Here is a 24,881-nt window from a genome sequence, read left to right on the forward strand (position 1 = left end):
TTTTTTCACCAATTTTACTTAATAAATATAAACCTAATCCGCTTAATAAAGCATTGATGACAAAAATACCACCAAATAATGCGATTAGATTCCAATTGATATGGCTCACGGAAAATTTATCTACAATTCGTCCAGTAAACAGTGGCACTAATAGTCCACTTAAGCTCCCTAGTGATGAAATAGTGATAGCTGCAACGATAAGACCCACTGGCCATGATAGTTTTTTAAATAAGAAAAACAATGGATTTTCTCGTTTCATAGTTTTACCTCTTCTGTTTGAAATTTATAGTTAATTCATTTAGATAGATACATGCATTTCTATCATATACTTTCTCCCAACAAAACTTTAAAAATCAAATAAAGTATTGCCCCAAAATACCGCTCATAACATTTATATGATAGAATATTTCTATTGCATTTTTTGTAATAACTTCTCAAAGTCTTTATATTAAAACATGAAAATTAATCGCTTTTGAGTAAGTTTGCTCTTCGTACAAACATTATAACACCTTTAGCTACGCACGTAATATATTTGCATTATTTTTCAAATTAACTGCAGAAAACTTTATTTTCAACAATTTAATTAAGGTGAAGTGAATTAGCAATGATTTCCGTAATTAGGAATGACCATTGCTTTTAGGGAATATTTAAGAATTGGAAAAGGGAAGATTAACGCTTTATGAAAAATTTAATATCTATTATCATCATTTTATGTTTAACATTAAGTATTATGACACCATATGCACAAGCTGCTAACAGTGACGTAACCCCTGTACAAGCAGCAAATCAATATGGTTATGCAGGTTTGTCGGCTGCATACGAACCGACGAGTGCTGTTAATGTTAGTCAAACTGGACAATTACTGTATCAATACAATATCGATACTAAGTGGAATCCAGCGTCTATGACTAAATTAATGACAATGTACTTAACATTGGAAGCTGTAAATAAGGGGCAGCTTTCACTTGATGACACAGTCACAATGACGAACAAAGAATATATTATGTCTACACTACCTGAGTTGAGTAATACGAAACTATATCCTGGACAAGTATGGACAATCGCAGACCTATTACAAATTACAGTATCTAATTCTAGTAATGCCGCGGCATTAATTTTAGCTAAGAAGGTATCAAAAAACACCAGCGATTTCGTTGATTTAATGAATAACAAAGCTAAAGCTATCGGAATGAAAAATACACATTTCGTCAATCCAACGGGTGCTGAAAATTCAAGATTACGTACATTTGCACCAACAAAGTATAAAGACCAAGAACGTACTGTAACGACCGCTAGAGACTTTGCCATTTTAGATTTACACGTGATTAAAGAGACACCTAAAATATTAGACTTTACAAAGCAGTTAGCACCAACAACGCATGCAGTTACGTATTACACATTCAACTTTTCATTGGAAGGTGCAAAAATGAGTTTGCCTGGTACAGATGGTTTAAAAACTGGATCAAGTGATACAGCAAATTACAACCATACGATTACTACTAAACGAGGTAAATTTAGAATTAATCAAGTTATCATGGGTGCAGGAGACTATAAAAACCTTGGTGGCGAGAAGCAACGTAATATGATGGGGAATGCATTAATGGAACGTTCATTTGATCAGTATAAATATGTAAAAATATTGTCTAAAGGTGAGCAAAGGATAAATGGTAAGAAATATTATGTTGAAAATGATCTCTACGATGTTTTACCAAGTGATTTTAGTAAAAAAGATTATAAACTTGTAGTCGAAGATGGTAAAGTACACGCGGACTATCCAAGAGAATTTATTAATAAAGATTATGGACCTCCAACTGTAGAATTTCATCAGCCAATTATTCAAAAGGCAAATACTGTTGCTAAAAGTATGTGGGCAGAACATCCATTATTCACTATCATTGGTGGTGCATGCCTAGTCGCTGGATTAGCACTAATTGTTCATATGATAATCAATCGTTTATTTAGAAAAATAAAATAAAATATACTAAAAACGGACAAGTTGCACATTATAAAGCTGCGAAACTTGTCCGTTTTATATTTATTTTATAATAACCTAAGTTAATTTATCGTTTAGTATCGATAGTTCTATATAATTTATTTAGCATCTTTACCATATAATTCTTGTTTGATTTTAGTCGTCGAAATGCCTTCTGTACGTTTTAAATAAATGACTTCACATTTATCCTTTAAGAAGTCGAATTCACCTTCCCAGTCATGTCCCATAACAAAAACATCTACATCAAATTTTTCGACATCGTCTTCTTTTTGTCCCCAGCCCTTTTCTGGAATGACTAAATCGACATAGCGTATTGATTCAAGCATCATTTTTCGTTGTTCATAATCATAATAAGATTTTTTATGTTTAATTTGATTAAATTCATCTGTTGATAATGCTACTATTAAATAATCGCCCATCTCTCTTGCACGACGAAGCAATTCGATATGACCATAGTGAAGTAAGTCATATGTGCCATATGTTATTACACGTTTCATTAAGTTATCCTCCTCATATTGTCACATCATAGGAATGCAGTTTATGGTCATCAATGTACACGTTAACGTTTTAACATTGATTTTGTTCGATGTGCAAACTTTCTCCCTTTAAGTTGTATCAAGAATCTTTTATAAGTCGGCCTATTAATGCCCACTTGAATTAATGTTTGTCGCCACAATTCGTATATTTCTCTATCCCAATTCTCACCAATAAATTCAACTGTATTTATAATGTCAAACATATTTTGTGATACATAATCAGAATGCTGCATAGACATAATATAGTCTTTTACGAGTTGAATTGTCGTGTGCGTTACTGCTGGGTGTTCATTCATATAATATTTTAATGAATTATTGAATAAAATACGATCAGCCATATCACTATATAATAGCCTTTGTTCAGGTAATAGTAACATTTCCATGACTCGTTGTCTTATTTTCATAATTTCTGTGATATATCTATTAAAATCCTCATTGTTACTTGTAGCATGTATATCTATATCGTTATCTCCGACAATCATCTGTGAAACTAAATGTATATCCGTAGCTTTTTGCATCGCTTTGACAAGTATTTCGTGATTATAAGTGTTAGCTAAAGTTTCGTCACACTGTAATTCAGCAAATTTAGCACTGAATAACTTTCCGTCAAAAGACATCATTGATAACAAATCTGGTTGTTCCGTTAATGTAACGATTCGATTGTCTTTAATAAACTCATCAGAACTTTTCAATTTCCATTCACCATGGTAATTGTAAGCTCGCTGCCCTATTACCATATCAATATTATCATTATTTTTGAATGCTGCAGTTAGCCTATCTAATTTACCTGGCAATACGATTGATGTTGGATTTATGACCATAAATGCGTCACTATCATGTGGATCTGTCATTTTGATTTCCATCAAACCTTTATTAATACACGTAGCTATCGAAGCATTTTGTAATTGTATTAATGAAATATGCTTGAGTTCTCTTTGTAACCTTTCAATCATAGAAATTGTTTGATCAGTAGAACCACCATCAATACAAAGGATTCTATAGTGTTCTTTACTCTCAATAGATATTAACAATTGTCGAATTGTTGCCTCATTATTACATGTAGGTATGATTATCGTAAGCCTCATTTTGTCATCATCTTATCTATATATTCTGTGAGCTGATGTAAACTTTTATCAGTATTATACTTATGCCAATCTTTAAATAATGGACTTAATAGATGTTCTTTTTCTTGTATCGTCATTATTAAATCCTCTTCAGTATACACTTTGTAGCTATCCGGTATTGCTTTGTAAAATTGATTCAGGCCTCTCACCTTATCATATGTTCCTTCATCATACACATAAAATATAGTTGGGATATCTAACAAGCTAGCTTCTATTGGCAGCGAACTATAGTCGCTAATAATTATATCTGACATTAGCATTAATGTAGACGTGTCGATTGAAGATACATCATCAATGTCTGAATGTTCAATTGATGGATGTAGTTTATTAATCAGTGTATATCCTGGTAAACATTTTTCAAAATAAGCTTTATCAATAGCCCTATTATCTGCTTTATCTTCTCTATATGTTGGTACATATAATGCCAACTTATTTGTAATGCCATATTTATCCTTTAACTCTGCCTTAACCGTTGCTCTATCAGCTGTGTAATATTTATTAATTCTCGGAAGCCCAAAATACAACATTTGCTCTTCTGTTGCACCTAAAGACTGTTTAAAACATTGAGCCATTTGTTCACAACCCACTAAGTAAAAATCCGTCGCTTGATAAACTTTACGGTACTGCTGAACCATTGCCTTGTCAGACACATCGACTTGATGATCTGTTAAGCCAAAGTTTTTTAATGCACCACTTGCATGCCACGTTTGAACAATGTGTTGATTAGAAGTCTTATTATATCCACCTAGTAATAGGTAATAATTATCGATAATAATCATCTGCGCGCTTTTCAAAGCCTTAATTTGTTTTACCAATGTTCGATTAGTCATTTCTATCACATCAACATCGTCGCTAAGTTCAGATAAATAAGGCGCTTGTTTTGGTGTTGTTAAAACAGTTTTCTGATACGACGAATTATTTAATGCTTTGATGATAGGCTTAATATCTTCTGTAAAAGTCATCATAAATACGATATGCGGTTTATCAATCAATTGAGGCGTAATCATTTTAGAAAGTATTCGAACTACCAAATGATAAAATTTCTTTATTAAAACGTTCATAATACACCAACTTAATATATGTTATTTACTTAAATTATAAACAAAAATGAACCCCACTTCCATTTATTAATGGTTAGCGGGGTTTCGTCATATAAATATATTACAAGAAGTCTGCAAATTGATCTCTATATTTCATGTGTAAGTACGCACCAATTGCAAAGAAAATGGCAACAATACCGAAATTGTATAACATTAATTTCCAATGATCCATGAAATACCATTCGTGATATAAAATTGCTGCACGGTATGATTCAGCAATAAAGTAAACTGGATTATATTTCATTATTTCATGAATTAAACCACTGATACCATGGTTCTTTGGTAGCCACAAAATTGGTGAAAAGTAAAATAATATTCTTAATATTGCTTGCATTAACATTTGTGTATCTCTAACTAACACACCGAGTGTTGATGTTAATAACGTCACCGAGGCAGTTAAGAAAAAACAAAACGGTACATATATCAATAATTGAATGATATGTATTGATGGATAAATACCCGTAAACATACATGCAATTATCACAAGTAAAAGTAAGCCTAAATGTCCATAAAATCTACTTGTCACAATATATGTCGGTATTATCGATAACGGGAAGTTCATTTTCGATACTTGATTAAACTTTTGTGTAATTGCTTTAGTACCTTCTAAAATACCTTGGTTGATGAAGAACCACATACTGATACCAACCAATAACCAATAAACAAAAGGTACACCATGAATTGGTGCATTACTTCTTATTCCTAATCCAAAAACCATCCAGTAAACCATAATTTGCATAACAGGGTTAATTAATTCCCATGCCACACCTAAATAGTTACTATGATTGATAATTTTAACTTGAAACTGAGCCAGTCTTTGAATTAAATAAAAGTTCTTTACATGTTCTTTAAAAACTGTTCCTATTGCTGACATTCCATTAAACCACACTTTCAAATGTTTAACTATTTCTCTACTTAACTAAATAGTATTATAATAATTGTTGTAAATACTATCACTATACATGGATGCTATCAAAATTATTGTCTAGTTCTTTAAAATATTAGTTTATTACAAATACATTATAGTATACAATCATGTAAGTTGAAATAAGTTTAGTTTTTAAATATCATTGTTATCATTGATGATTAACATTTTGTGTCAAAACACCAACTCTGATAATAACAAAATCTTCTATACACTTTACAACAGGTTTTAAAATTTAACAACTGTTGAGTAGTATATTATAATCTAGATAAATGTGAATAAGGAAGGTCTACAAATGAACGTTTCGGTAAACATTAAAAATGTAACAAAAGAATATCGTATTTATCGTACAAATAAAGAACGTATGAAAGATGCGCTCATTCCCAAACATAAAAACAAAACATTTTTCGCTTTAGATGACATTAGTTTAAAAGCATATGAAGGTGACGTCATAGGACTTGTTGGCATTAATGGTTCCGGCAAATCAACGTTGAGCAATATCATTGGCGGTTCTTTGTCGCCTACTGTTGGAAAAGTGGATCGTAATGGTGAAGTCAGCGTTATCGCAATTAGTGCTGGCTTGAGTGGACAACTTACAGGGATTGAAAATATCGAATTTAAAATGTTATGTATGGGCTTTAAGCGAAAAGAAATTAAAGCGATGACACCTAAGATTATTGAATTTAGTGAACTTGGTGAGTTTATCTATCAACCAGTTAAAAAGTATTCAAGTGGTATGCGTGCAAAACTTGGTTTTTCAATTAATATCACAGTTAATCCAGATATCTTAGTCATTGACGAAGCTTTATCTGTAGGTGACCAAACTTTTGCACAAAAATGTTTAGATAAAATTTACGAGTTTAAAGAGCAAAACAAAACCATCTTTTTCGTTAGTCATAACTTAGGCCAAGTGAGACAATTTTGTACTAAGATTGCTTGGATTGAAGGTGGAAAGTTAAAAGATTACGGTGAACTTGATGATGTATTACCTAAATATGAAGCTTTCCTAAACGATTTTAAAAAGAAATCCAAAGCCGAACAAAAAGAATTTAGAAACAAACTCGATGAGTCCCGCTTCGTTATTAAATAAACTAAAAAACCGAGAATCTCCATTTAAGGATTTCCTCGGTTTTATTTTTGTCATCATGATTATTTCGCCTTTTTTATTTTTCTTTTTGCTTTGGCTATTTTATACATAAATATAGGAATACTCTTTAATCTACCAATACGTTTCCAATCTATTAATGCTCTATATATCCATTCAATGTTTAATTTTCTAAAGATATAAGGTGCTCTCTTTTTAGCCCCTGCAAATACTTCAAGAGAACCACCTACGCCCATCATCACTGTAGATTCAAATTGGTTTTCATGTGTCATAATCCATTCTTCTTGTTTAGGGAATCCCATACCTACAAATATGTAATCAGGTTTAAACAGTTCAATTCGTTTCACTACCGTCTCATCTTCTAAATCAATATAACCGTGATGATGCGCAAACGATATGTTTGGATATCTTTGTTGCAATGCATATTGTGCCGCTTCTACAACTTCATTAGTTGCCCCTAGCAAAAATACTTTTTGATGATTTACATGAGCAATTTTCAAACATTCATCCATCAACTCAATACCAGGTATACGATGCGCTAGAGGTTGCTTTAAACGATGCGAAGCTTTGACTACTCCTGTCCCATCAGCAACAATATAGCTCGCTTGATTTATTAACTCTAAATACGCTTGATGTGTCGTCGCGTAATTCACTATTTCAGGGTTGGCTGTTACTATAAAAAGATTATTCGTTGATTGATTTGCAAAAAAGGTTTTAATATTTTCAACCATTTGCAACATTGTTGTATTATCAAAATCGACCCCTAAAATGTCAACTTTGGCTGTATTGGATCTTTCTTCAACAGTCATAACAGGAATCTCCTATCTTATTTCATTATTATGTTAGTGTAATCAATATTAACAGTATTTATATTCATCCTATTTATATCGAAATGATTTTGCTTTATTTTAACACATATTCACCTTTTCAAAAATTAAAATTAGTTTAACTAGGGTAAGTCTAAAGTCTAACGCTATTGATGCCAATATCATTTATAATAAGTGATAAGCAAACTTTAAATTAATATCTTATATGAGGTTAACAATGAATTATTTATCCAACTTTTTTAATACGACAATTCAACTTAATATATACGTTATCGTTATTGTTGCAGCTTGTTATATTGCTATTCATCAATATAGACATAAGCCTGTTTTGAACTATTTAGATGTCATTTTAAACTATATCCCTGTTTTAACACATGAATTTGGTCATGTACTGTTTAATAAACTCGCTGGTGGCCGTGCAAAAGATTTAGTCATTGTAACAAGCCCACGAGAGCGACAACAGACATTACAACAAGGATTCGCAATTACACAATCTAGACATCTAGCAGGCCAATGGCTTACAACGATTGGTGGTTATTTTATGCCACCTATTATGTTATTGATTGGTCTAGCGTCGAGCCATTATCAGATACCTAGTTTCTTTATATTTACCTATTTATTGATATTTATTTATTTTTTAATTTTAACATCTAGAAAAGGCTCACCCATTGTTGTTATAACTTTAATTTCTATCATGTTGTATTTTATATTAAAAGATGAAAATATAGTAGAAATTCAACTACTTGTCACAATGAGTTATCAATATATTTTAGGTGTATTATTAGGCGAAGTTCTACAATCTAGTTGGACGATTGCTAAATTGACTTTCCAGCGTCCGAGTCCACAGTGGGATGGTAGTGCACTTAAAGAACTCAGTCATGTACCTATCTTCATTTATAGTACAATCTGGATTATCTTCAATCTTTATGCAGTGAATATTTTACTCAAATATACTCACTTGATAAATTAACTAATAAAAAAGAAGCCTAAAGCAATGATCCATATGTCTTTATCAGTACAATCATGGATATCTTTATGGCTTCTTTATTTTATTTTTCAGCAAACATGTTCATTGCATTTTCGTAACTGACAATAATTACATTATCATTACGTTTGATAATAATTACTTTATTCATTTCATCTTTCGATACAATTTCTACTTCATTACCAATAGAGATATCTTTACTAGACAAATATATTAGCAAATCAGTCTTATCTCTCACACGTTTGATTGTAACGATATCGCCAGGTTCATAATTCAATATCGTTGTTATATATTTCTCTTTATATTCATTATTTCTAGGAATCACACCGCCGTGCGGGCAAGTTTCTGGGAAATTTAACAAGCTATCAAGCCTTTCAACAAATAAATCTGAAATTCGATGTTCTAAAATTTCTGCTTCTTGATGTACTTCTTCCCAATTATATTTCAATATTTCTATTAAAAATAATTCTAATAGTCGATGTCTCTTAATGATATCAAGCGTATGCGTTAAACCATCCTCTGTTAATCTAACACCTTTGTACGGTTTTGTTTCAACATAGCCTGCTTTTTCAAGACGCCCTACCATTTCACTTACAGATGGAGGCTTAATATTTAAAAATTGAGATAGGATTTTATTTGTCACAAAATTTTTATCGCCATTATTCGTAAGGATTGCCTTTAAATAGTCCTCTTTTTCTTCAGTTAACATACTTTCACCTCACATACATTGTCTATATTATATCACGAATTTACTTGACATGATAAATATTCTCAGTTTATTATACAATTAATTAGGTTAGCCTAAACTTTTAATTAGGAGGTATAAACGTTTGTTAGAAACAAAAGATTTAAATCTGTTTTTAGGTAATAAGCATGTACTTAAAAACATTTCCTTATCGATACCAGTACGCGGCGAAATAATTGGTATCATGGGCCCGAATGGTGCTGGTAAATCTTCCCTTATCAAGTCTTTAATTGGTGAATTTAATGCTACCGGTACTAAATTGTTATATAACAAACCTATACAACAACAACTGCAACATATTACATATATTCCACAAAAAGCACATATTGATTTAGATTTTCCTATAAGTGTGGAACAAGTGATTTTATCAGGTTGCTACAAAGAAATTGGATGGTTTAGACGACCTAATAAATCAGCAAGGGATAAACTCAAACAGTTATTAAGCGATTTAGAATTAGAATCTTTACGTCATCGACAAATTTCAGAATTAAGTGGTGGACAATTACAACGTGTGCTAGTAGCAAGAGCATTGATGTCCGAAAGTGAAGTTTATTTTCTAGATGAGCCGTTTGTCGGAATTGATTTTAGTAGCGAAAAATTAATCATGACAAAAATCGAGAACTTAAAACAACAAGGAAAACTTATTCTTATCATCCACCATGATCTATCAAAAGCAAAGCAATACTTTGATCGCATTATTCTATTAAATCAAACATTACGATACTTTGGTGATAGTGAAGAGGCTATGAGTGTCACTCGCTTAAACGAAACATTTATGAGTAGCACTGACTGTAGTGACCCTAGTCAAAGGAGCAATATAACATGTTAGAGTTTGTCGAACATTTATTTACATATCAATTCTTGAATCGAGCATTGATAACTTCAATTATTGTAGGGATAGTTTGTGGTACAGTTGGTAGTTTAATTGTATTACGTGGTCTTTCATTAATGGGAGATGCAATGAGTCACGCAGTATTACCTGGCGTTGCCTTATCATTCTTATTTGGTATTCCAATGTTTATAGGCGCACTTATAACTGGTATGATCGCAAGTATTTTTATCGGTTATATCACATCTAGTAGTAAAACGAAACCTGACGCCGCTATTGGAATTAGTTTTACCGCTTTCTTAGCTTCGGGGATTATTATTATTAGCTTAATAAACACTACGACAGATTTGTACCATATTCTGTTTGGTAATTTACTGGCAATCACAAATAGTGCATTTTTAACAACTATTGTGATTGGTTCAATCGTCCTTATTCTAATTATTATTTTCTATCGTCCATTAATGATTTCTACATTCGATCCAACGTTTAGTAGAATGAGTGGTCTAAATACGACGTTATTACATTACTTTGTGATGTTGTTACTCTCATTAGTAACAGTAGCAAGTATTCAAACGGTAGGTATTATTCTTGTAGTTGCATTATTAATTACACCTGCATCTACAGCATTTTTAATTAGTAAAAAACTATACTCAATGATGATTATAGCAAGTTTAATAAGTGTCATAAGTTCAATTGTCGGACTTTATTACAGCTATATTTACAACATTCCTAGTGGTGCAACAATCGTACTTTGTACGTTTGTAATTTATATCATCACATTATTTTTCACAAAATTTACGAATAGAAAGAAACGAGGAAGTTTAACATGAAAAAATTAGTACCTTTATTATTAGCCTTATTACTTTTAGTTGCTGCATGTGGTACTGGTGGTAAACAAAGCAGTGATAAGTCAAATGGCAAACTAAAAGTAGTAACGACGAATTCAATTTTATATGATATGGCTAAAAATGTTGGTGGAGACAACGTCGATATTCATAGTATTGTACCTGTTGGTCAAGATCCTCATGAATATGAAGTTAAACCTAAAGATATTAAAAAGTTAACTGACGCTGACGTTATTTTATACAACGGATTAAATTTAGAGACTGGTAACGGTTGGTTTGAAAAAGCCTTAGAACAGGCTGGTAAATCATTAAAAGATAAAAAAGTTATCGCAGTATCAAAAGATGTTAAACCTATCTATTTAAACGGTGAAGAAGGCAACAAAGATAAACAAGATCCACACGCATGGTTAAGTTTAGATAACGGTATTAAATACGTAAAAACAATTCAACAAACATTTATCGATAACGACAAAAAACATAAAGCAGATTATGAAAAGCAAGGTAACAAATACATTGCTCAATTGGAAAAATTAAATAATGACAGTAAAGACAAATTTAATGACATTCCAAAAGAACAACGTGCCATGATTACAAGTGAAGGTGCCTTCAAATACTTCTCAAAACAATACGGTATTACACCAGGTTATATTTGGGAAATTAACACTGAAAAACAAGGTACACCAGAACAAATGAGACAAGCTATTGAGTTTGTTAAAAAACACAAATTAAAACACTTATTAGTAGAAACAAGTGTTGATAAGAAAGCAATGGAAAGTTTATCTGAAGAAACGAAGAAAGATATCTTTGGTGAAGTGTACACAGATTCAATCGGTAAAGAAGGCACTAAAGGTGACTCTTACTACAAAATGATGAAATCAAATATTGATACTGTACACGGAAGCATGAAATAACACGCTGTGTTTTAATGAAGTAAGATGAATTGATGTTGATGCAACCTAAAATATTGGTATCTCCAATATTTTAGGCCACACATCAACATAACAAAGTCGAAGGCTAATAGTCCCATATCGTGCGTTAAATATATATTACCCTCCTATTAATATATATACCGTTCCCGATCGCACGATATGGTGGTATTAGAACTTCTCTTTGAACGAAAGAGAAAAGCTAGAAGTTCTTATGCAGTTTTAATTAAACTATAAACATTTATCACTCTTTGAATCAAAGAGCAAAGTTAAAAGCTTTATGTGGTTTTAATTAAACTGCGAACAGCCGCTTCTCTTTGAACGAAAGAGAAAAGCTAGAAGTTCTTATGCAGTTTTAATTAAACTATAAACATTTATCACTCTTTGAATCAAAGAGCAAAGTTAAAAGCTTTATGTGGTTTTGATTAAACTGACGTTCCCTTCATCTCTTTTAACCACAGAGATGCGTTAGAAGTTCTTCTAATACAATTTATACAACGCCATTCCCTACACACTCTTATAAAAGAGATTCACGCGCGTCAATAAATTGTATTACATACTAACTAAAAAGCTTTTCTTAATCGTACTAACGAAGTTAGAGGTTCTTATGTGATTGGACAACTGTTCTCCCTACTAGACTTTTAGCATAGCTGGTTAAAAGTACTATTACAGATTGTTCAATTGTATGCCCCTTTCCTTTGAACGGAATATTAAAAGCTATGTGCAGTAACTTTTAATAGGCATACCACTTTTGCATCAAGCTATAAATAATCGCATACTTTGATATTTAATCTGGCCTATCAAAGTAAATATCTATGGTTTCCTCCCCCCATAGATCCTTAAGCCACACTCATCCGATGTCATATGAGTGTGGCTATTTTTTGTGAATGCACTTATCTTCATCTTTAAATGACTTCGATTAATCTATCTCCTCCAATTTTTAAAACTTATTTCAATTAAATCTCAAATGTTAATAATTCGTATAGTTTAAAACTATCTATTCAATTTCTCTAAAATAAAAGGGATTGATGAAAAGCCATTCAGTTTTTCATCAATCCCTTTTAGCATAATTACGAACTACGTCATACTATCTACAATAACCATTTCATCATAATTGATTGCTTCTCTTAGTTTTAACGCTGTACCTTCTGATACTTCATCTGTATCAATCAACTCACGTAAAATGCGACGTTGTTCTCTCAATGCATTTAATTTAATTTTAGTAATCGTATCTTCACTTGCTGAATTGAAGAAATTAGACGGTGTTAAGTTTTCAATTCGCATTAAATAACCGTCACAAACCATTCCAACTTCAAGTGTATTATCTTTTGTTGTTTCCTTAGACAAACGACTAACCACATTATAATGGACTAATTTATTAATTTTATTTAATTCCATTAAGTTATCCGTAACACTAAGTGAAGATGCCGAGTTCACTCTCGTTTGTACTCTTCGTTTTAATAAAGCACCTCGTAATAATACAATCATTCTTCTTATTAATGATGCTTGTCTATATACTTGTGTTCTTTCAGCATAACGCATATAGTTTTCAAGTACACTATTCGTTATTTGTCCTTCATCTACTAAAGACTCTAATGTTTTTGTTTCTACATTAAAAGCTATTTTTTGTAGACGTTCTAATTCTTTAGAGTTTTCATCATCTTTCTCTACAGTTTTTAAAAATGCTAATTTATCATGATATTCTTTAATCACATTACCATATTTAAAACTTGTTTCGAAAGTAGATTTTTGATTTAGATAATCAATAACTTGTTCTAATATATAAATTCTAGCAACTTTAAACGACATATTGCCAATTACTGTTTTAGGTGCAGGTTTCGTTAATAATGGCAATAATACTTGCGCAACTACCAAACTAATAATAACCATACCAGATGCAATAAATAATAAGTCGTTTCTATACGTAAAAGCATGATGCCCTGCTAAAAAATACGGTAACGTTAATGCGATTGCTAAAGAAATTGTTCCATGCACACCACATAACGTCATAATTAAAGCGTATAAACTTCGCTTTGGTGGTTTCTCAGTCGTTGGATTATCATCATCATTTTTAGTCATCATTTTTTGGAATGGACTGATGGCTAAATAAAAATAAGGATATAACACATAAACCCAAACAAATCTAAATAGATAGACAGCTAAAGCAACAACAATAGTGATGCCTATTAAAAAGATTAAATTGTGCGGTTCTGTTTTGATAATTTTAATAATAACTTCAGGTACTAAAAATCCTAATATTGAAAAAACAAAGCCATTTAAAACATAACCTAGTATATTCCATGTATGATTGTAACTCATTTGCAGTTGTGTACGTACTTGCATAATTCTGTCACGTTCGAAACCATGTACAAGTCCTGCAACTACTGCTGCAATGATTCCTGATGCGTGAAACAATTCAGCAATTAAATACGTAACAAATGGTGTTACCAATTGAATAATTGTAAACATATTAATGTTTTCATATCCTCGACGCATCAATGTTAATCGGAACCTTACTAATGCCATACCTATAAGTAAACCAACCACTGCGCCACCAATTGATGCAATTAAAAACAACTGAACAGCATCAACAAGTGAAAAAGCACCTGTAACTAATACTCCAACAGCTATTTTAAATGAAATAATACCAGCAGCATCATTCAATAATGACTCACCTTCAAGAATTGTCATTGCTCCTTTTGGCAAGACCTTTCCTTTAGTGATTGCTTGCACTGCTACTGCATCAGTAGGACAAAGAATGGCAGCAATTGCAAATGCTGCTCCAATAGTTAAATCTGGCCAAATCCAATGAATAAATAAACCTACACCTATCACAGTAGTAATGACTAATCCTAATGCCATCATCATCACTGGCTTAATATATTTCCTTAAATGGACTCTAGAAACATTAACACCTTCTACAAATAACAAAGGCGCAATCATTGTTACCATAAACAATTCAGAATCAAAATTAAATTGAACAGGGATTGGGGTAATAAATAGTAACATGCCCAAGAAAATTTGTATAAATGCTAGGGGTACTTTGGGTATGAAAGTATGGACAAACGAACTTAGTATCACAACAGCTATAAATATAAGAATTGTTTCAAATATTTCCAAACTTTCACCTCTCTATAAAGTATTGTTTAATTGAAAATTAAGTATCACATCTCGTTGTAATTATACTTTAGAGGATAAATTGAGTTAGCGACCACAAAAGCACTTTAATATAGATATATGTCTACGATTGCAGTACTTAAATTTGCAATTATTTAATTTTATTTTATCACTAATTGTTTGTATAAATAAACAACTTGCTTTCACATAACAACATTAACTTATAATACAAAAAATGAGCACCTTAAAATCGACTAACCAATTTCAAAGTACTCTTTTAATGATTAAATTTGAAAACAAATCTTCAACAGCATTGTTATGCTTAACAATTTAGCCAACACTTCAATCGTTTTGATACCATTTCTTACGATGCTCTTCTCGTTTTTTAGCACGTAATTGTAATGCTTCTGTAGAGTTTTGTTCATTTGAACTTAATAATATTGATGCATGTGTGTGATCATCATTTTTTCGATACATATAAGCGCCGTTGCGATAAGCAGCGCGAGCGACTAAGTGCATGCCGACGGGTGAAGTTAAATTAATAAAAACAAGTGACAGTAATAAACGCACACTGAAAAATCCTGTATTCACAATAAAATAAATTAATACACCGATTAAAGTTAATAACACGGATAAAGTTGAACTTTTTGTCGCAGCATGACTTCTTAAGAAAACATCTTGGAATTTCACGATACCTATTGCACTAATAAGAGCAATAAAACTACCTAACAACAACATCACAGCAGCAATAAGACTAAAGATTTCTTTTGTTATTTCCATTAAACACATACCCCCCACCAATAAATCTTGAAATCGATACAGAACTTACAAAAGATATAATGGCAATGAGCATGATTGAATCTAAGAAAGAAACGGTGCCCATTAGTACACTTAAGACACCCACAATAGACATGACAACAGCACTTGTTGTATCAAATGTAACGACACGATCTGCTGTTGTAGGTCCCTTGATTAATCTAAATAAACAGATGATTAATGCAATTCCAAAAATAATGAGTGAACTAATAATCATAATATGTGTGATTGTTTGTATCATCGCGACACCTCCAATATTAAGTCTTCATAATGCTTAATACTTCTTAACAAACTATCTTTTTCTTTTTCAGACACGTCGATACTATGAATAAAAAACTTTTTTGAGTCTTGAGAAATTCGTATTACTGTAGACCCTGGAGTTATAATAATTAAAATTGTTAAAAATGTTATTGCCCAGTCACTTGTTAGTCTTGTTTCATATGAAAGTAATCCAGGGTTCATATCTTTTGTTTTAAAAAGAATATAATTAATCGTGCTAATGCTAGATGTTATTAATTGATATAAATAAACGCCTAAAAATTTAATAGCTACCCAAATTTTTCTAACATAAAAATCATCGCTGAAAAACCTGTGTAATATATAAATGACAATTAAACCAATTAGATATCCAGAAAAGAAAGTCGAGAATTTAAAATGATCTTCATCTTGAAATAAAACCCATAAGAATGCAATGATAATATTTAAAACAATTTGATTCATTTATTCCTCTCCTTTCAAATGTGGATTAACAAGCTTTTGATATAATTGATCGTTCGTATTAAGCTCTGTTGCATCATTAGTTATTTTTAACAGCACAGGCGCTGCAATCCCGATTGCGATAACCACAACTACTAAAATACTTAAAATACCTTTACGATATTGTGGGATTTTCTTAAAATGAACTTCTTCGCCATCTTTATCTCCAAAATACATATAGAAAAGTATTCTAAACAAGCTGTACATAGCAATTAAACTAGTAATGATTATTAACGTGAGTCCTATATAATTACCGTTTTGTAATGCACCTTGGAAAATAAGTACTTTTCCTGGAAAACCACTAAATGGTGGTACGCCCCCAATAGCAAAAATCATTATAATAAATGCAACACCAAAGAATGGTTCTTTTTTCGCTAAACCATTTAAATATTGATATTGTCGATAACCAGTAATATAAACTAAACTACCAATAATAAAGAATAGCAATGTTTTCACAACAATATCATTTACTAAATAAAATATTGCACCATTAATACCTGCAAACGTGTTTGTTCCTAAACCTAAAATGATAAATCCTATTGAGATTATGACTTGGTAAGCTGCAATCTTTTTAATATCTTTATAAGCAATGACACCTATAGCGCCGATGACCATTGTTAAAGCTGCCATTGTTGCTAGCAATGGATGTATAAGATCATTATGTTGGTCAAATAATAATGTAAAGAAGCGAATCAATGCATAAGCGCCCACTTTGGTCATTAACGCTGCAAATAATGCCGCAAGTTCAGTATTTAACACAGCGTAGGCTTTCGGTAGCCACATAAAAAGGACCAGCGCTGCTTTCGCACTAAATGCGACTAAGAAGATTAATGAAATCATTGTAACAGTGCGATTATCTCCCATGTCATTCAAACGCATTGCAATATGTGAAAAGTTTAATGTACCTACTGTTTTATAAAGTAAACCTATACCTAATAAGAATAGCCATGAACCAATAATATTCAAGACAACATAAATAATTGCAGCACGTAATTGTTCTACAGATTGTCCAAGTGTAATGAGTACAAATGACGCTAGTAACATAATTTCAAACATGACGTATAAATTAAATAAATCTGATGTTAGAAAAGAGCCTATCACACCAACACTTAAAAATAATATAAATGAAGGTAAATGATAACGATTTGCTTTATGTTCGCCACGCCCAAATCCATATGCCATAATTAAAGTAATCACAAACGAAGCGGTTGTAACCATGATTAAACTTAACGAATCTCCTAAAAACTGTATTCCAAATGGTGCAGTCCAACCACCAAAATCCAATGTAATTGGACGATGACGCTGAACATAAATTAAAAGCATTAATGAAATAATTGTGGTGATAGTCATTGTGCCTAAGTATAAATATTTAGAAATACGGTCATTATTTTTTAGAAATACTAGGATTAAGGCACAAAGGAATGGTAATAACATTGGTAAAATCAATAAGTTACTTAGCATCATCTTCCCCCCTTAAGCCTTCAATTTCGTCTTCTTTAGTTACTTTATAAGTTCTATAAACGAGGACAAGTAAAAACGCAGTCATCCCAAAACCTATAACTATTGCAGTTAATACAATAGCTTGCAACAGTGGGTCGACAAACAATTGATTTCCACCTGTAATCAGCGGTTCTGATTTATTAGAGCCGTAAGTGCCCATACTCATGATAATAAGGTTACCAGCATGTGTATAAATTGAAATACCTATGACAATACGAATTAAATTTATAGATAATATCATATATGTCCCTATAAATACTAAAAATCCTATAACTAGTAATAAAATTAAATTCATGATCGACCTCCACTAAGAGACAGCATCACCGTTACAATAACCCCGACAACCGAGAACAAAATGCCCAATTCAAACAGTGTTATTGTCGTTACGTGAATGTGCCCTAAAATTGGTAGTGTCAATGTTGTTTCATATTGCGACAAAAAAGGTTTTCCAAAAAATGTTGGCATTATCGCAGTAATTGATGAAACTAATGCACCAATAATCATTAAAATTCTAAAATCTATCGGTAAGCTTTCTAATACTTCTTCAACATTAAAAGCTAGAAACATTAAAATAAACGCGGAACTAAATATTAAACCACCTATAAAGCCACCACCTGGGTTATTGTGGCCAGCGAAGAAGACGTAGAATCCGAAAGTCAATAAAATAAATACAACGAGTTTCGTGACCGTTCTTAAAACGACATCATTCTCTTTCATCTTGTCCCCTCCTATCTTGGTAATTTAATAATGTGTAAATACCTAATCCAGTAATAATTAATACTAAACCTTCAAACAATGTATCTAATGCTCTAAAGTCTCCTAAAATCGCATTCACAATGTTTTTGCCACCTGTTAATTTATCCGCTCTAAGATAAAAATTAGAAATCAATGCCAATCCATCTGCTTGTTGCGCGATGAAAATAAGTGACACAACAATCAGCGCCATCATAAGAGATACTGAAATTTTAATTATTTCTCGTTTTTTATTAACTTTAGACCTTGGTACGTTGGGTAATCTTGAAAAGCTAACAATAAATAAAATCGTCGTAATGGTTTCAACCACAAGTTGTGTCAATGCTAAATCAGGTGCTTTCATTGCTATAAAGAATAAAGTCACAACAAAACCGATGACTCCATTTAAAATGACCATTGTCAGTCGTTGACGTATAAAAATTAAAGAAATACCAATTGTGACAGTTACGATTGCTAATATAATTTCTAATGCCCCAAATTCAGAAACATGTAACTGATGTACTTTAGGAAGTCCAATTCGAATATAACCATATCCAATGATAATCATAAATATGCCTAAAGTCATAATAATGTATTGGTTTAAACGATCTTGCATAACACGTTTAAATCGCTTCGTAGCAAACTTTTCAAATTGTCGGTAAACCATTTCGTACCCTTTTGAAACTGAAATCTGTCTGATTTTACCCGTGAACACTTTTTTCCAATCTACTTTGATTGCTAGTACACTACCCAATAAAATAATGATGATGGTTAAAAGAAGCGGTATGTTAAATCCATGCCATTGCGAAACATGTGGTGCCAATTGATCAATTTGATGATTACCACCTGATACAGCTCTTAACGCAGGAACAATAATCCCTTTCCCAAGTATATTTGGCACGAAAAAGATGATTGGTATCAATCCCATTAATAAAAGAGATGGTAAACTAAACAACCATGGTTCGTGGATATTTTTTTTAGTAAAAACCTTAGAATCATATTTTGTCCAAAATACTTCTTTAACCATGTAAAGTGCATATGTGAATGTAAAAACACTCGCAATAACACCAACAAACACGATAGCTATCATTGAAATCAAACTAAATTGGGATAATTGTCCAGTTTGTGTTAATGCATCTAGGAACATTTCTTTACTTAAAAATCCATTTAAAAATGGTATTCCAGCCATAGATAGAGCCGCTATCGTCATGACTAGATTCATTTTTGGAAATAATTGGCGCATGCCACTTAAAATTCGTATGTCCCTTGAACCTGCTTCATGATCTAAAATCCCTACACCCATGAAAAGCGCACACTTGAAAATAGCATGATTCATAAGATGGAACAATGCTGCAAATAACACAAATACATAAATAGATGCTATTGCGTCTTGTTGGTGTTGAGCATATCCGCCACCTATACCCACCATAGCCATAATCATCCCAAGTTGACTGATTGTAGAGTATGCTAGGATTCCTTTTAAATCCCATTGTTTTAAAGCTGTGATTGAGCCAAATAACATAGTTATTAAACCAACAAACGTGACGATATATATGTACATATTGCTAAGACCTAATAATGGTGTAAATCGAAGTAATAAAAAGATACCAGCTTTTACCATCGTGGCTGAATGTAAATATGCACTTACAGGTGTAGGCGCTGCCATTGCCCTTGGTAACCAAATATGAAATGGGAATTGTGCAGACTTTGTAAATGCACCTAATAAAAACATGATAATCATAGGGATAAATAAAGCATGGTTCTTAATAAGATCTGCTTGTCCTAATATCTCTGTGATGTTATTCGTTCCTGTCATGATATACAACATGATAAAACCAACTAATAATGCTAAACCACCAAATACTGTAATCATAAATGATTGCATCGCACCAAATTGACTATCTCCGTTGTTATACCAATATGAAATTAATAGAAATGATGATACGCTAGTTAGTTCCCAAAACACATACATTAATATTGTATTATCAGCTAATACAATACCGAGCATGCTAAACATAAATAGCGTTAAGTATAAGTAAAACCTTGGTAAATTATCTTTACGAGAGGATAAATATTGTGTTGCATAGAAGAATACAGCGATTCCAATAAGGGAAATAATAAGGGAAAACATTAAACTCAAACCATCTAAACGTAAATCTACATTAATATCTAATGAGGTCATCCACGGAATGGAAACAGACAAATAATGCTGTTTAATTACTGATGGAACTTGTAACAAAAAATAAATAGATGCTATTACAGGTGCAGTCAGCGCTATGTATCCTGCATATTTAGCCATTGCTCTACGTTTAGATGTTAATAATATCATCGCCATAATTACTAGTATGGCAATTAATAGATAAACCAAACTCATTATTAGCCTCCTTTGTCGTTATAATTGTAATGAAATATAAATACTGTGTTCACATTCATTTTCTAAACCGATAAAATTCAATGTTTCTATAGCTGATTGATGCCCTAAATACTTTTGAATGACAGGAATAGGTATGCCCTTTTGATATGCATGATACGCAAATGTCTTACGCAATGTCGTTAGTCCTACATTCTCTATGCCAGCCTTAATTGCTGCTTGATGAATAATACGATAGGCTTGTTGCCTAGATAATACTTGATTAGTTCTCAATGATTGAAATAATACATCTTCATTTGACAGACTTTTGTTTTCAATATAATGAAGTAACTCATTAGATAATGTTTCTGGCAATCTAATTTTAATCAATGAGTGATAATGGGCTTTACACAATTCGCTTAGTGTCCCCTTTTCAATCAGTCGTTTAGTATCTTCAACGGTAATTGTTAATAATTCTGTAATTTTCATACCACTATGTATAGCTAATTTAAAAAACAAATAATCCCTATCAGATCGAGCTTTGAGCGCGTCATACATTTTATTAATATCATCATTGCATTTAATTACTTCTACCTTGTTCATATGTCCCTCCTTGCTTTAAGTGTCTTAATCATAAACATTAAGTATTTAAGTCACATATAATTATAACCTTTTTTATAGAATTTAAACAAGAATAATAAAATTAACCCAATTATTTTTTTCTTTCGATATATAGTGTGAAAGGAGGTTTTAAAATATGAGTAAAACAAATCACATTACAATTGTATTATCATTTACAAAACTAGATACAAATGGTAAACAAACAGAATTTAAACGTCGATTCGCCAATATTAATCCTGAAGTATCAAACGACCAAATTAAAACATTTAGCAAACTTATCGAGCGACTTACTGGAGAAACATACAATAACATCGAAGTCATCAAATCTGTATCAATTTAATCAGGAGGACACTTTCATGACCAAAACACTTGAATTAAGTTTTAAATCTTCATTAGACAAACCTGTCAAATTGCAATTACCACAATTAAACAACATCATAACCGAGCAAGTTGCACGTGATAGTATGAATGCATTAGTAGATTTAAATATTTTAAAGTCTAATAGTGGCGCTATCACCAAAGTACATTCTGCTCAAATTATTGATAAAACGACGACCGTTTTATTTGAAGATAAGAAATAGATATAAAGAAAGCGTAATTAATTTAGTATAAATACTAACACCCTAGACTTTCATCATGATTGTCTAGGGTGATTTTGTTGTGTCAATGTCCTGTTTTTTTCAACATTATTAAAAATGAGTTGTATATTTTCTCTATAATGATAATGTATACATATGATTTTTATTATTAACTTTGGAAAGTGAGACTTTATTCATATGCTTCTTTTCTATATCATTGGTGTCCTAGTTGGAATGCTTATTCCTATCCAAACATCTGTCAATTCAAGACTATCACTGTATACTAAATCACCTTTCTATACTTCATTCATTTCATTTTCAGTTGGAACAATTTGTTTAATTATTTTAAACATCATTATCAATCCAGAAGTATTTACTATTCACTTTTACAATAATCAATCATTTAACTACACATGGATAGTCGGTGGTTTGCTTGGGGTTAGCTTTTTAACTGGAAATTTATTGTTATTGCCAAAATTAGGTGCAACATTAACTGTAATTGCAACAGTTGCGGGTCAAATTATTATGGGTGTCATTATTGATACATTTGGCTTATTTGGTGCTACAATTCATGATTTTAATTTAATTAAAGCAATTGGAGTATTGTTACTCATTATCGGTATCGTCATAATGAATCAATTTAACAAGAATAATTTATTACTAACTGATCAAAAGTATTTATTGTTTTGGCTTCTCTTAGGATTTATATTTGGTTTCTTTCCACCTATTCAAACGACAATTAATAGTGCTTTAGCAAGTCATACTCATTCACCAGCCTTTGCATCATTAGTATCATTTACAATTGGGTCAATAACGTTGTTGATTTTAACCGCTATTTTTAATCGTTCTTTAAAACTAAAAACAAGTCATTTAAAATTCGGTAAATTAAAACCTATCTATTTTACTGGCGGTATACTTGGCATGGCTTTTGTAACAGCTAACATTATCTTAATGCCTCATATGGGTGCAGCATTAACAACACTTATTGGGATGTTTGGCCAGATTCTAATGGGCATATTGATAGATCACTTTGGATTATTTGGTTCACCTAAAATAGCAATGACATCCAGAAAAACTATTGGTCTATTATGTATTTTGACAGGGATTATACTTTTAAGATTATTTTAAATTAACTTTTAGCTTATCATTTTAACTTGTAATTATTTTTAAAAGTGATAAGCTATTTTTTTGCAGTCTAAATTAGTTTTAATAAGTACTAATATGGGTAGTATGCTTTGACACAACAAATTTTAATTTAGCAAATTCGATAGTCAACTCATTCTTAAGACCTAAATTAATGTTATTTTTTAATAATTTACACCAAATTAATAGCAAAAATTATGTTATTCGTGCTAATATTTCATAGTTGGTTATTCAATTAATTAAAAATAAGTCAAAATGTACAACTTTAATTCATTCATTGAGTCGACTTTAAAGATTGAAGATGCTTTAAATTATGAACCATAATCGTACTTTCTAATATTGATTACTTGTTATCAATCGGATTACTATACATTTACTTTAAAGTGCTATAGTTTTACTTTTGTCATTAAAAAAGTGTGTTTTTCTTATCATTAAAACTGCACTGAGAATTACTAAATTAAAAAAATTATAAAAATTTTTCTTTTTTAGTGATAAAAGTTCGAAAAATGGGTATAAATATTAGAAGAAGTTAACTTAAAAGCGTTAAGCTATGACAATGAATCACTTTAGATACACATTGAATATTGAAACATTTAATTGCGCTAAATCGTTTCATTAAATAAATTACCTTGTACTGACGATTAAATTAAGGTAAATTATAAAAAATGCTGATCTTTTTGACTAATCCAAATGCTAACCCAGAAATACAATCACTGTGTCTAATGAATAATTTGTTTTATAAACACTTTTTTGTTTACTTCTCATTTTTAATTAGTTATAATTAACTAAATAATAGAGCATTAAATATATTTAATAAAACTTATTTAATGCAAAATTATGACTAACATATCTATAATAAATAAAGATTAGATATCAATATATTATCGGGCAAATGTATCGAGCAAGATGCATCAAATAGGGAGGTTTTAAACATGGCAATTACAAAAATCAATGATTGCTTTGAGTTGTTATCAATGGTCACTTATGCTGACAAATTAAAAAGTTTAATTAAAAAGGAATTTTCAATTAGCTTTGAAGAATTCGCTGTATTGACATACATCAGCGAAAACAAAGAGAAAGAATACTATCTTAAAGATATTATTAATCATTTAAACTACAAACAACCACAAGTTGTTAAAGCAGTTAAAATTTTATCTCAAGAAGATTACTTCGATAAAAAACGTAATGAGCATGATGAAAGAACTGTATTAATTCTTGTTAATGCACAACAACGTAAAAAAATCGAATCATTATTGAGTCGAGTAAATAAACGAATCACTGAAGCAAACAACGAAATTGAACTATAATTTTGTTTAGCGCAATTTGGT

At 31.3% G+C, this 24,881-nt stretch carries 25 protein-coding genes and 1 pseudogene; 10 read left to right on the forward strand and 16 right to left on the reverse strand.

The window, feature by feature from the left end; genetic code table 11:
• Positions 1 to 259: pseudogene (locus HMPREF2658_RS09810) on the reverse strand (ABC transporter ATP-binding protein); the annotation flags it as partial.
• A 420-nt stretch (positions 260 to 679) separates the two neighbouring features.
• Here HMPREF2658_RS09810 and pbp4 point away from each other — a divergent pair.
• Entirely contained in the window at positions 680 to 1,975 is a 1,296-nt protein-coding gene (gene pbp4, locus HMPREF2658_RS09815; RefSeq protein ID WP_000793048.1) for a penicillin-binding protein PBP4, read from the forward strand.
• 116 nt (positions 1,976 to 2,091) lie between these two features.
• Here the strand turns inward: pbp4 and tagD are convergent, their stop codons facing one another.
• The 4 genes from tagD to tagG form a co-directional block, all read right to left on the reverse strand.
• Positions 2,092 to 2,490 (reverse strand): glycerol-3-phosphate cytidylyltransferase, encoded by a 399-nt coding sequence (gene tagD / locus HMPREF2658_RS09820; protein WP_000832260.1) that lies wholly within the window; start codon positions 2,488 to 2,490, stop codon positions 2,092 to 2,094.
• A 62-nt stretch (positions 2,491 to 2,552) separates the two neighbouring features.
• Positions 2,553 to 3,614 (reverse strand): glycosyltransferase family 2 protein, encoded by a 1,062-nt coding sequence (locus HMPREF2658_RS09825; protein WP_001241203.1) that lies wholly within the window; start codon positions 3,612 to 3,614, stop codon positions 2,553 to 2,555.
• Entirely contained in the window at positions 3,611 to 4,714 is a 1,104-nt protein-coding gene (gene tarB / locus HMPREF2658_RS09830; protein ID WP_070854383.1) for a teichoic acid glycerol-phosphate primase TarB, read from the reverse strand. The genes HMPREF2658_RS09825 and tarB overlap by 4 nt, the downstream gene beginning before the upstream one ends.
• A 100-nt stretch (positions 4,715 to 4,814) precedes the next feature.
• Positions 4,815 to 5,627, reverse strand: a complete 813-nt coding sequence (gene tagG, locus HMPREF2658_RS09835) for a teichoic acids export ABC transporter permease subunit TagG (RefSeq protein WP_001273056.1) — start codon at positions 5,625 to 5,627, stop codon at positions 4,815 to 4,817.
• 346 nt (positions 5,628 to 5,973) lie between these two features.
• Between tagG and tagH the strand changes: the two genes are divergently transcribed.
• Entirely contained in the window at positions 5,974 to 6,768 is a 795-nt protein-coding gene (tagH, locus tag HMPREF2658_RS09840) for a teichoic acids export ABC transporter ATP-binding subunit TagH (protein WP_001103232.1), read from the forward strand.
• Positions 6,769 to 6,827: 59 nt separating this feature from the next.
• Here the strand turns inward: tagH and tarA are convergent, their stop codons facing one another.
• Positions 6,828 to 7,592: an N-acetylglucosaminyldiphosphoundecaprenol N-acetyl-beta-D-mannosaminyltransferase TarA gene (tarA, locus tag HMPREF2658_RS09845; RefSeq protein WP_000215383.1), complete on the reverse strand. Its 765-nt coding sequence runs from the start codon at positions 7,590 to 7,592 to the stop codon at positions 6,828 to 6,830.
• A gap of 235 nt (positions 7,593 to 7,827) precedes the next feature.
• On the opposite strand from tarA, the gene HMPREF2658_RS09850 reads away from it, so the two are divergent.
• Positions 7,828 to 8,580, forward strand: a complete 753-nt coding sequence (locus HMPREF2658_RS09850) for a M50 family metallopeptidase (RefSeq protein ID WP_001108554.1) — start codon at positions 7,828 to 7,830, stop codon at positions 8,578 to 8,580.
• A gap of 79 nt (positions 8,581 to 8,659) precedes the next feature.
• Here HMPREF2658_RS09850 and HMPREF2658_RS09855 read toward each other — a convergent pair whose 3' ends face one another.
• On the reverse strand, positions 8,660 to 9,304 hold the full coding sequence (locus tag HMPREF2658_RS09855) for a metal-dependent transcriptional regulator (RefSeq protein ID WP_000954654.1): 645 nt from the start codon (positions 9,302 to 9,304) through the stop codon (positions 8,660 to 8,662).
• Between the two features lie 121 nt (positions 9,305 to 9,425).
• On the opposite strand from HMPREF2658_RS09855, the gene HMPREF2658_RS09860 reads away from it, so the two are divergent.
• Genes HMPREF2658_RS09860 through mntC form a run of 3 tightly spaced genes read left to right on the forward strand, consistent with a single transcriptional unit; the run spans position 9,426 to position 11,925 of the window.
• On the forward strand, positions 9,426 to 10,169 hold the full coding sequence (locus HMPREF2658_RS09860) for a metal ABC transporter ATP-binding protein (RefSeq protein ID WP_000894464.1): 744 nt from the start codon (positions 9,426 to 9,428) through the stop codon (positions 10,167 to 10,169).
• Positions 10,163 to 10,999 (forward strand): metal ABC transporter permease, encoded by an 837-nt coding sequence (locus HMPREF2658_RS09865; RefSeq protein WP_000889250.1) that lies wholly within the window; start codon positions 10,163 to 10,165, stop codon positions 10,997 to 10,999. Before HMPREF2658_RS09860 ends, HMPREF2658_RS09865 begins: the two co-directional genes overlap by 7 nt.
• Positions 10,996 to 11,925 (forward strand): manganese ABC transporter substrate-binding lipoprotein MntC, encoded by a 930-nt coding sequence (gene mntC, locus HMPREF2658_RS09870; protein ID WP_000737653.1) that lies wholly within the window; start codon positions 10,996 to 10,998, stop codon positions 11,923 to 11,925. Before HMPREF2658_RS09865 ends, mntC begins: the two co-directional genes overlap by 4 nt.
• Positions 11,926 to 13,017: 1,092 nt before the next feature.
• Here mntC and HMPREF2658_RS09875 read toward each other — a convergent pair.
• From HMPREF2658_RS09875 to HMPREF2658_RS09915, 9 genes are all read right to left on the reverse strand, one after another.
• Complete coding sequence (locus HMPREF2658_RS09875) at positions 13,018 to 15,060, reverse strand: cation:proton antiporter (RefSeq protein ID WP_000402177.1); 2,043 nt, start codon at positions 15,058 to 15,060, stop codon at positions 13,018 to 13,020.
• A gap of 339 nt (positions 15,061 to 15,399) precedes the next feature.
• Complete coding sequence (gene mnhG2 / locus HMPREF2658_RS09880; protein WP_000406615.1) at positions 15,400 to 15,837, reverse strand: Na+/H+ antiporter Mnh2 subunit G; 438 nt, start codon at positions 15,835 to 15,837, stop codon at positions 15,400 to 15,402.
• Positions 15,812 to 16,114 carry a Na+/H+ antiporter Mnh2 subunit F gene (gene mnhF2, locus HMPREF2658_RS09885; protein ID WP_000616643.1) on the reverse strand — a complete coding sequence of 101 codons (303 nt, stop codon included), beginning with the start codon at positions 16,112 to 16,114 and terminating at the stop codon, positions 15,812 to 15,814. Before mnhF2 ends, mnhG2 begins: the two co-directional genes overlap by 26 nt.
• Positions 16,111 to 16,593 carry a Na+/H+ antiporter Mnh2 subunit E gene (gene mnhE2 / locus HMPREF2658_RS09890; RefSeq protein WP_001071971.1) on the reverse strand — a complete coding sequence of 161 codons (483 nt, stop codon included), beginning with the start codon at positions 16,591 to 16,593 and terminating at the stop codon, positions 16,111 to 16,113. Before mnhE2 ends, mnhF2 begins: the two co-directional genes overlap by 4 nt.
• Positions 16,594 to 18,090, reverse strand: a complete 1,497-nt coding sequence (mnhD2, locus tag HMPREF2658_RS09895; RefSeq protein ID WP_000950556.1) for a Na+/H+ antiporter Mnh2 subunit D — start codon at positions 18,088 to 18,090, stop codon at positions 16,594 to 16,596. It lies immediately after the preceding gene.
• Positions 18,080 to 18,424, reverse strand: coding sequence for a Na+/H+ antiporter Mnh2 subunit C (gene mnhC2, locus HMPREF2658_RS09900; protein ID WP_001048982.1), 345 nt, complete (start codon positions 18,422 to 18,424; stop codon positions 18,080 to 18,082). Before mnhC2 ends, mnhD2 begins: the two co-directional genes overlap by 11 nt.
• Positions 18,421 to 18,846, reverse strand: a complete 426-nt coding sequence (mnhB2, locus tag HMPREF2658_RS09905; RefSeq protein ID WP_000661909.1) for a Na+/H+ antiporter Mnh2 subunit B — start codon at positions 18,844 to 18,846, stop codon at positions 18,421 to 18,423. Before mnhB2 ends, mnhC2 begins: the two co-directional genes overlap by 4 nt.
• On the reverse strand, positions 18,833 to 21,235 hold the full coding sequence (gene mnhA2 / locus HMPREF2658_RS09910) for a Na+/H+ antiporter Mnh2 subunit A (protein WP_000060785.1): 2,403 nt from the start codon (positions 21,233 to 21,235) through the stop codon (positions 18,833 to 18,835). Before mnhA2 ends, mnhB2 begins: the two co-directional genes overlap by 14 nt.
• Positions 21,236 to 21,253: 18 nt before the next feature.
• The gene (locus tag HMPREF2658_RS09915) at positions 21,254 to 21,814 is read right to left on the reverse strand and encodes a tyrosine-type recombinase/integrase (protein WP_001044966.1); all 561 of its coding nucleotides are present in this window, start codon (positions 21,812 to 21,814) and stop codon (positions 21,254 to 21,256) included.
• 154 nt (positions 21,815 to 21,968) lie between these two features.
• Here HMPREF2658_RS09915 and HMPREF2658_RS09920 point away from each other — a divergent pair, with 154 nt between their 5' ends.
• From HMPREF2658_RS09920 to sarA, 4 genes are all read left to right on the forward strand, one after another.
• A complete protein-coding gene (locus HMPREF2658_RS09920) occupies positions 21,969 to 22,172 on the forward strand; it encodes a sigS mRNA-stabilizing protein SroA (protein WP_000047745.1) in 204 nt (67 codons plus the stop codon).
• Between the two features lie 16 nt (positions 22,173 to 22,188).
• Positions 22,189 to 22,413, forward strand: a complete 225-nt coding sequence (locus HMPREF2658_RS09925; RefSeq protein ID WP_000169036.1) for a DUF2922 domain-containing protein — start codon at positions 22,189 to 22,191, stop codon at positions 22,411 to 22,413.
• A gap of 195 nt (positions 22,414 to 22,608) precedes the next feature.
• A complete protein-coding gene (locus HMPREF2658_RS09930; protein WP_001622547.1) occupies positions 22,609 to 23,538 on the forward strand; it encodes a DMT family transporter in 930 nt (309 codons plus the stop codon).
• Between the two features lie 947 nt (positions 23,539 to 24,485).
• The gene (gene sarA, locus HMPREF2658_RS09935; RefSeq protein ID WP_001018677.1) at positions 24,486 to 24,860 is read left to right on the forward strand and encodes a global transcriptional regulator SarA; all 375 of its coding nucleotides are present in this window, start codon (positions 24,486 to 24,488) and stop codon (positions 24,858 to 24,860) included.
• Positions 24,861 to 24,881: the final 21 nt, after the last annotated feature.

It is taken from the genome of Staphylococcus sp. HMSC062H10, from assembly GCF_001836945.1.
In the GTDB taxonomy this organism is placed as follows: domain Bacteria; phylum Bacillota; class Bacilli; order Staphylococcales; family Staphylococcaceae; genus Staphylococcus; species Staphylococcus aureus.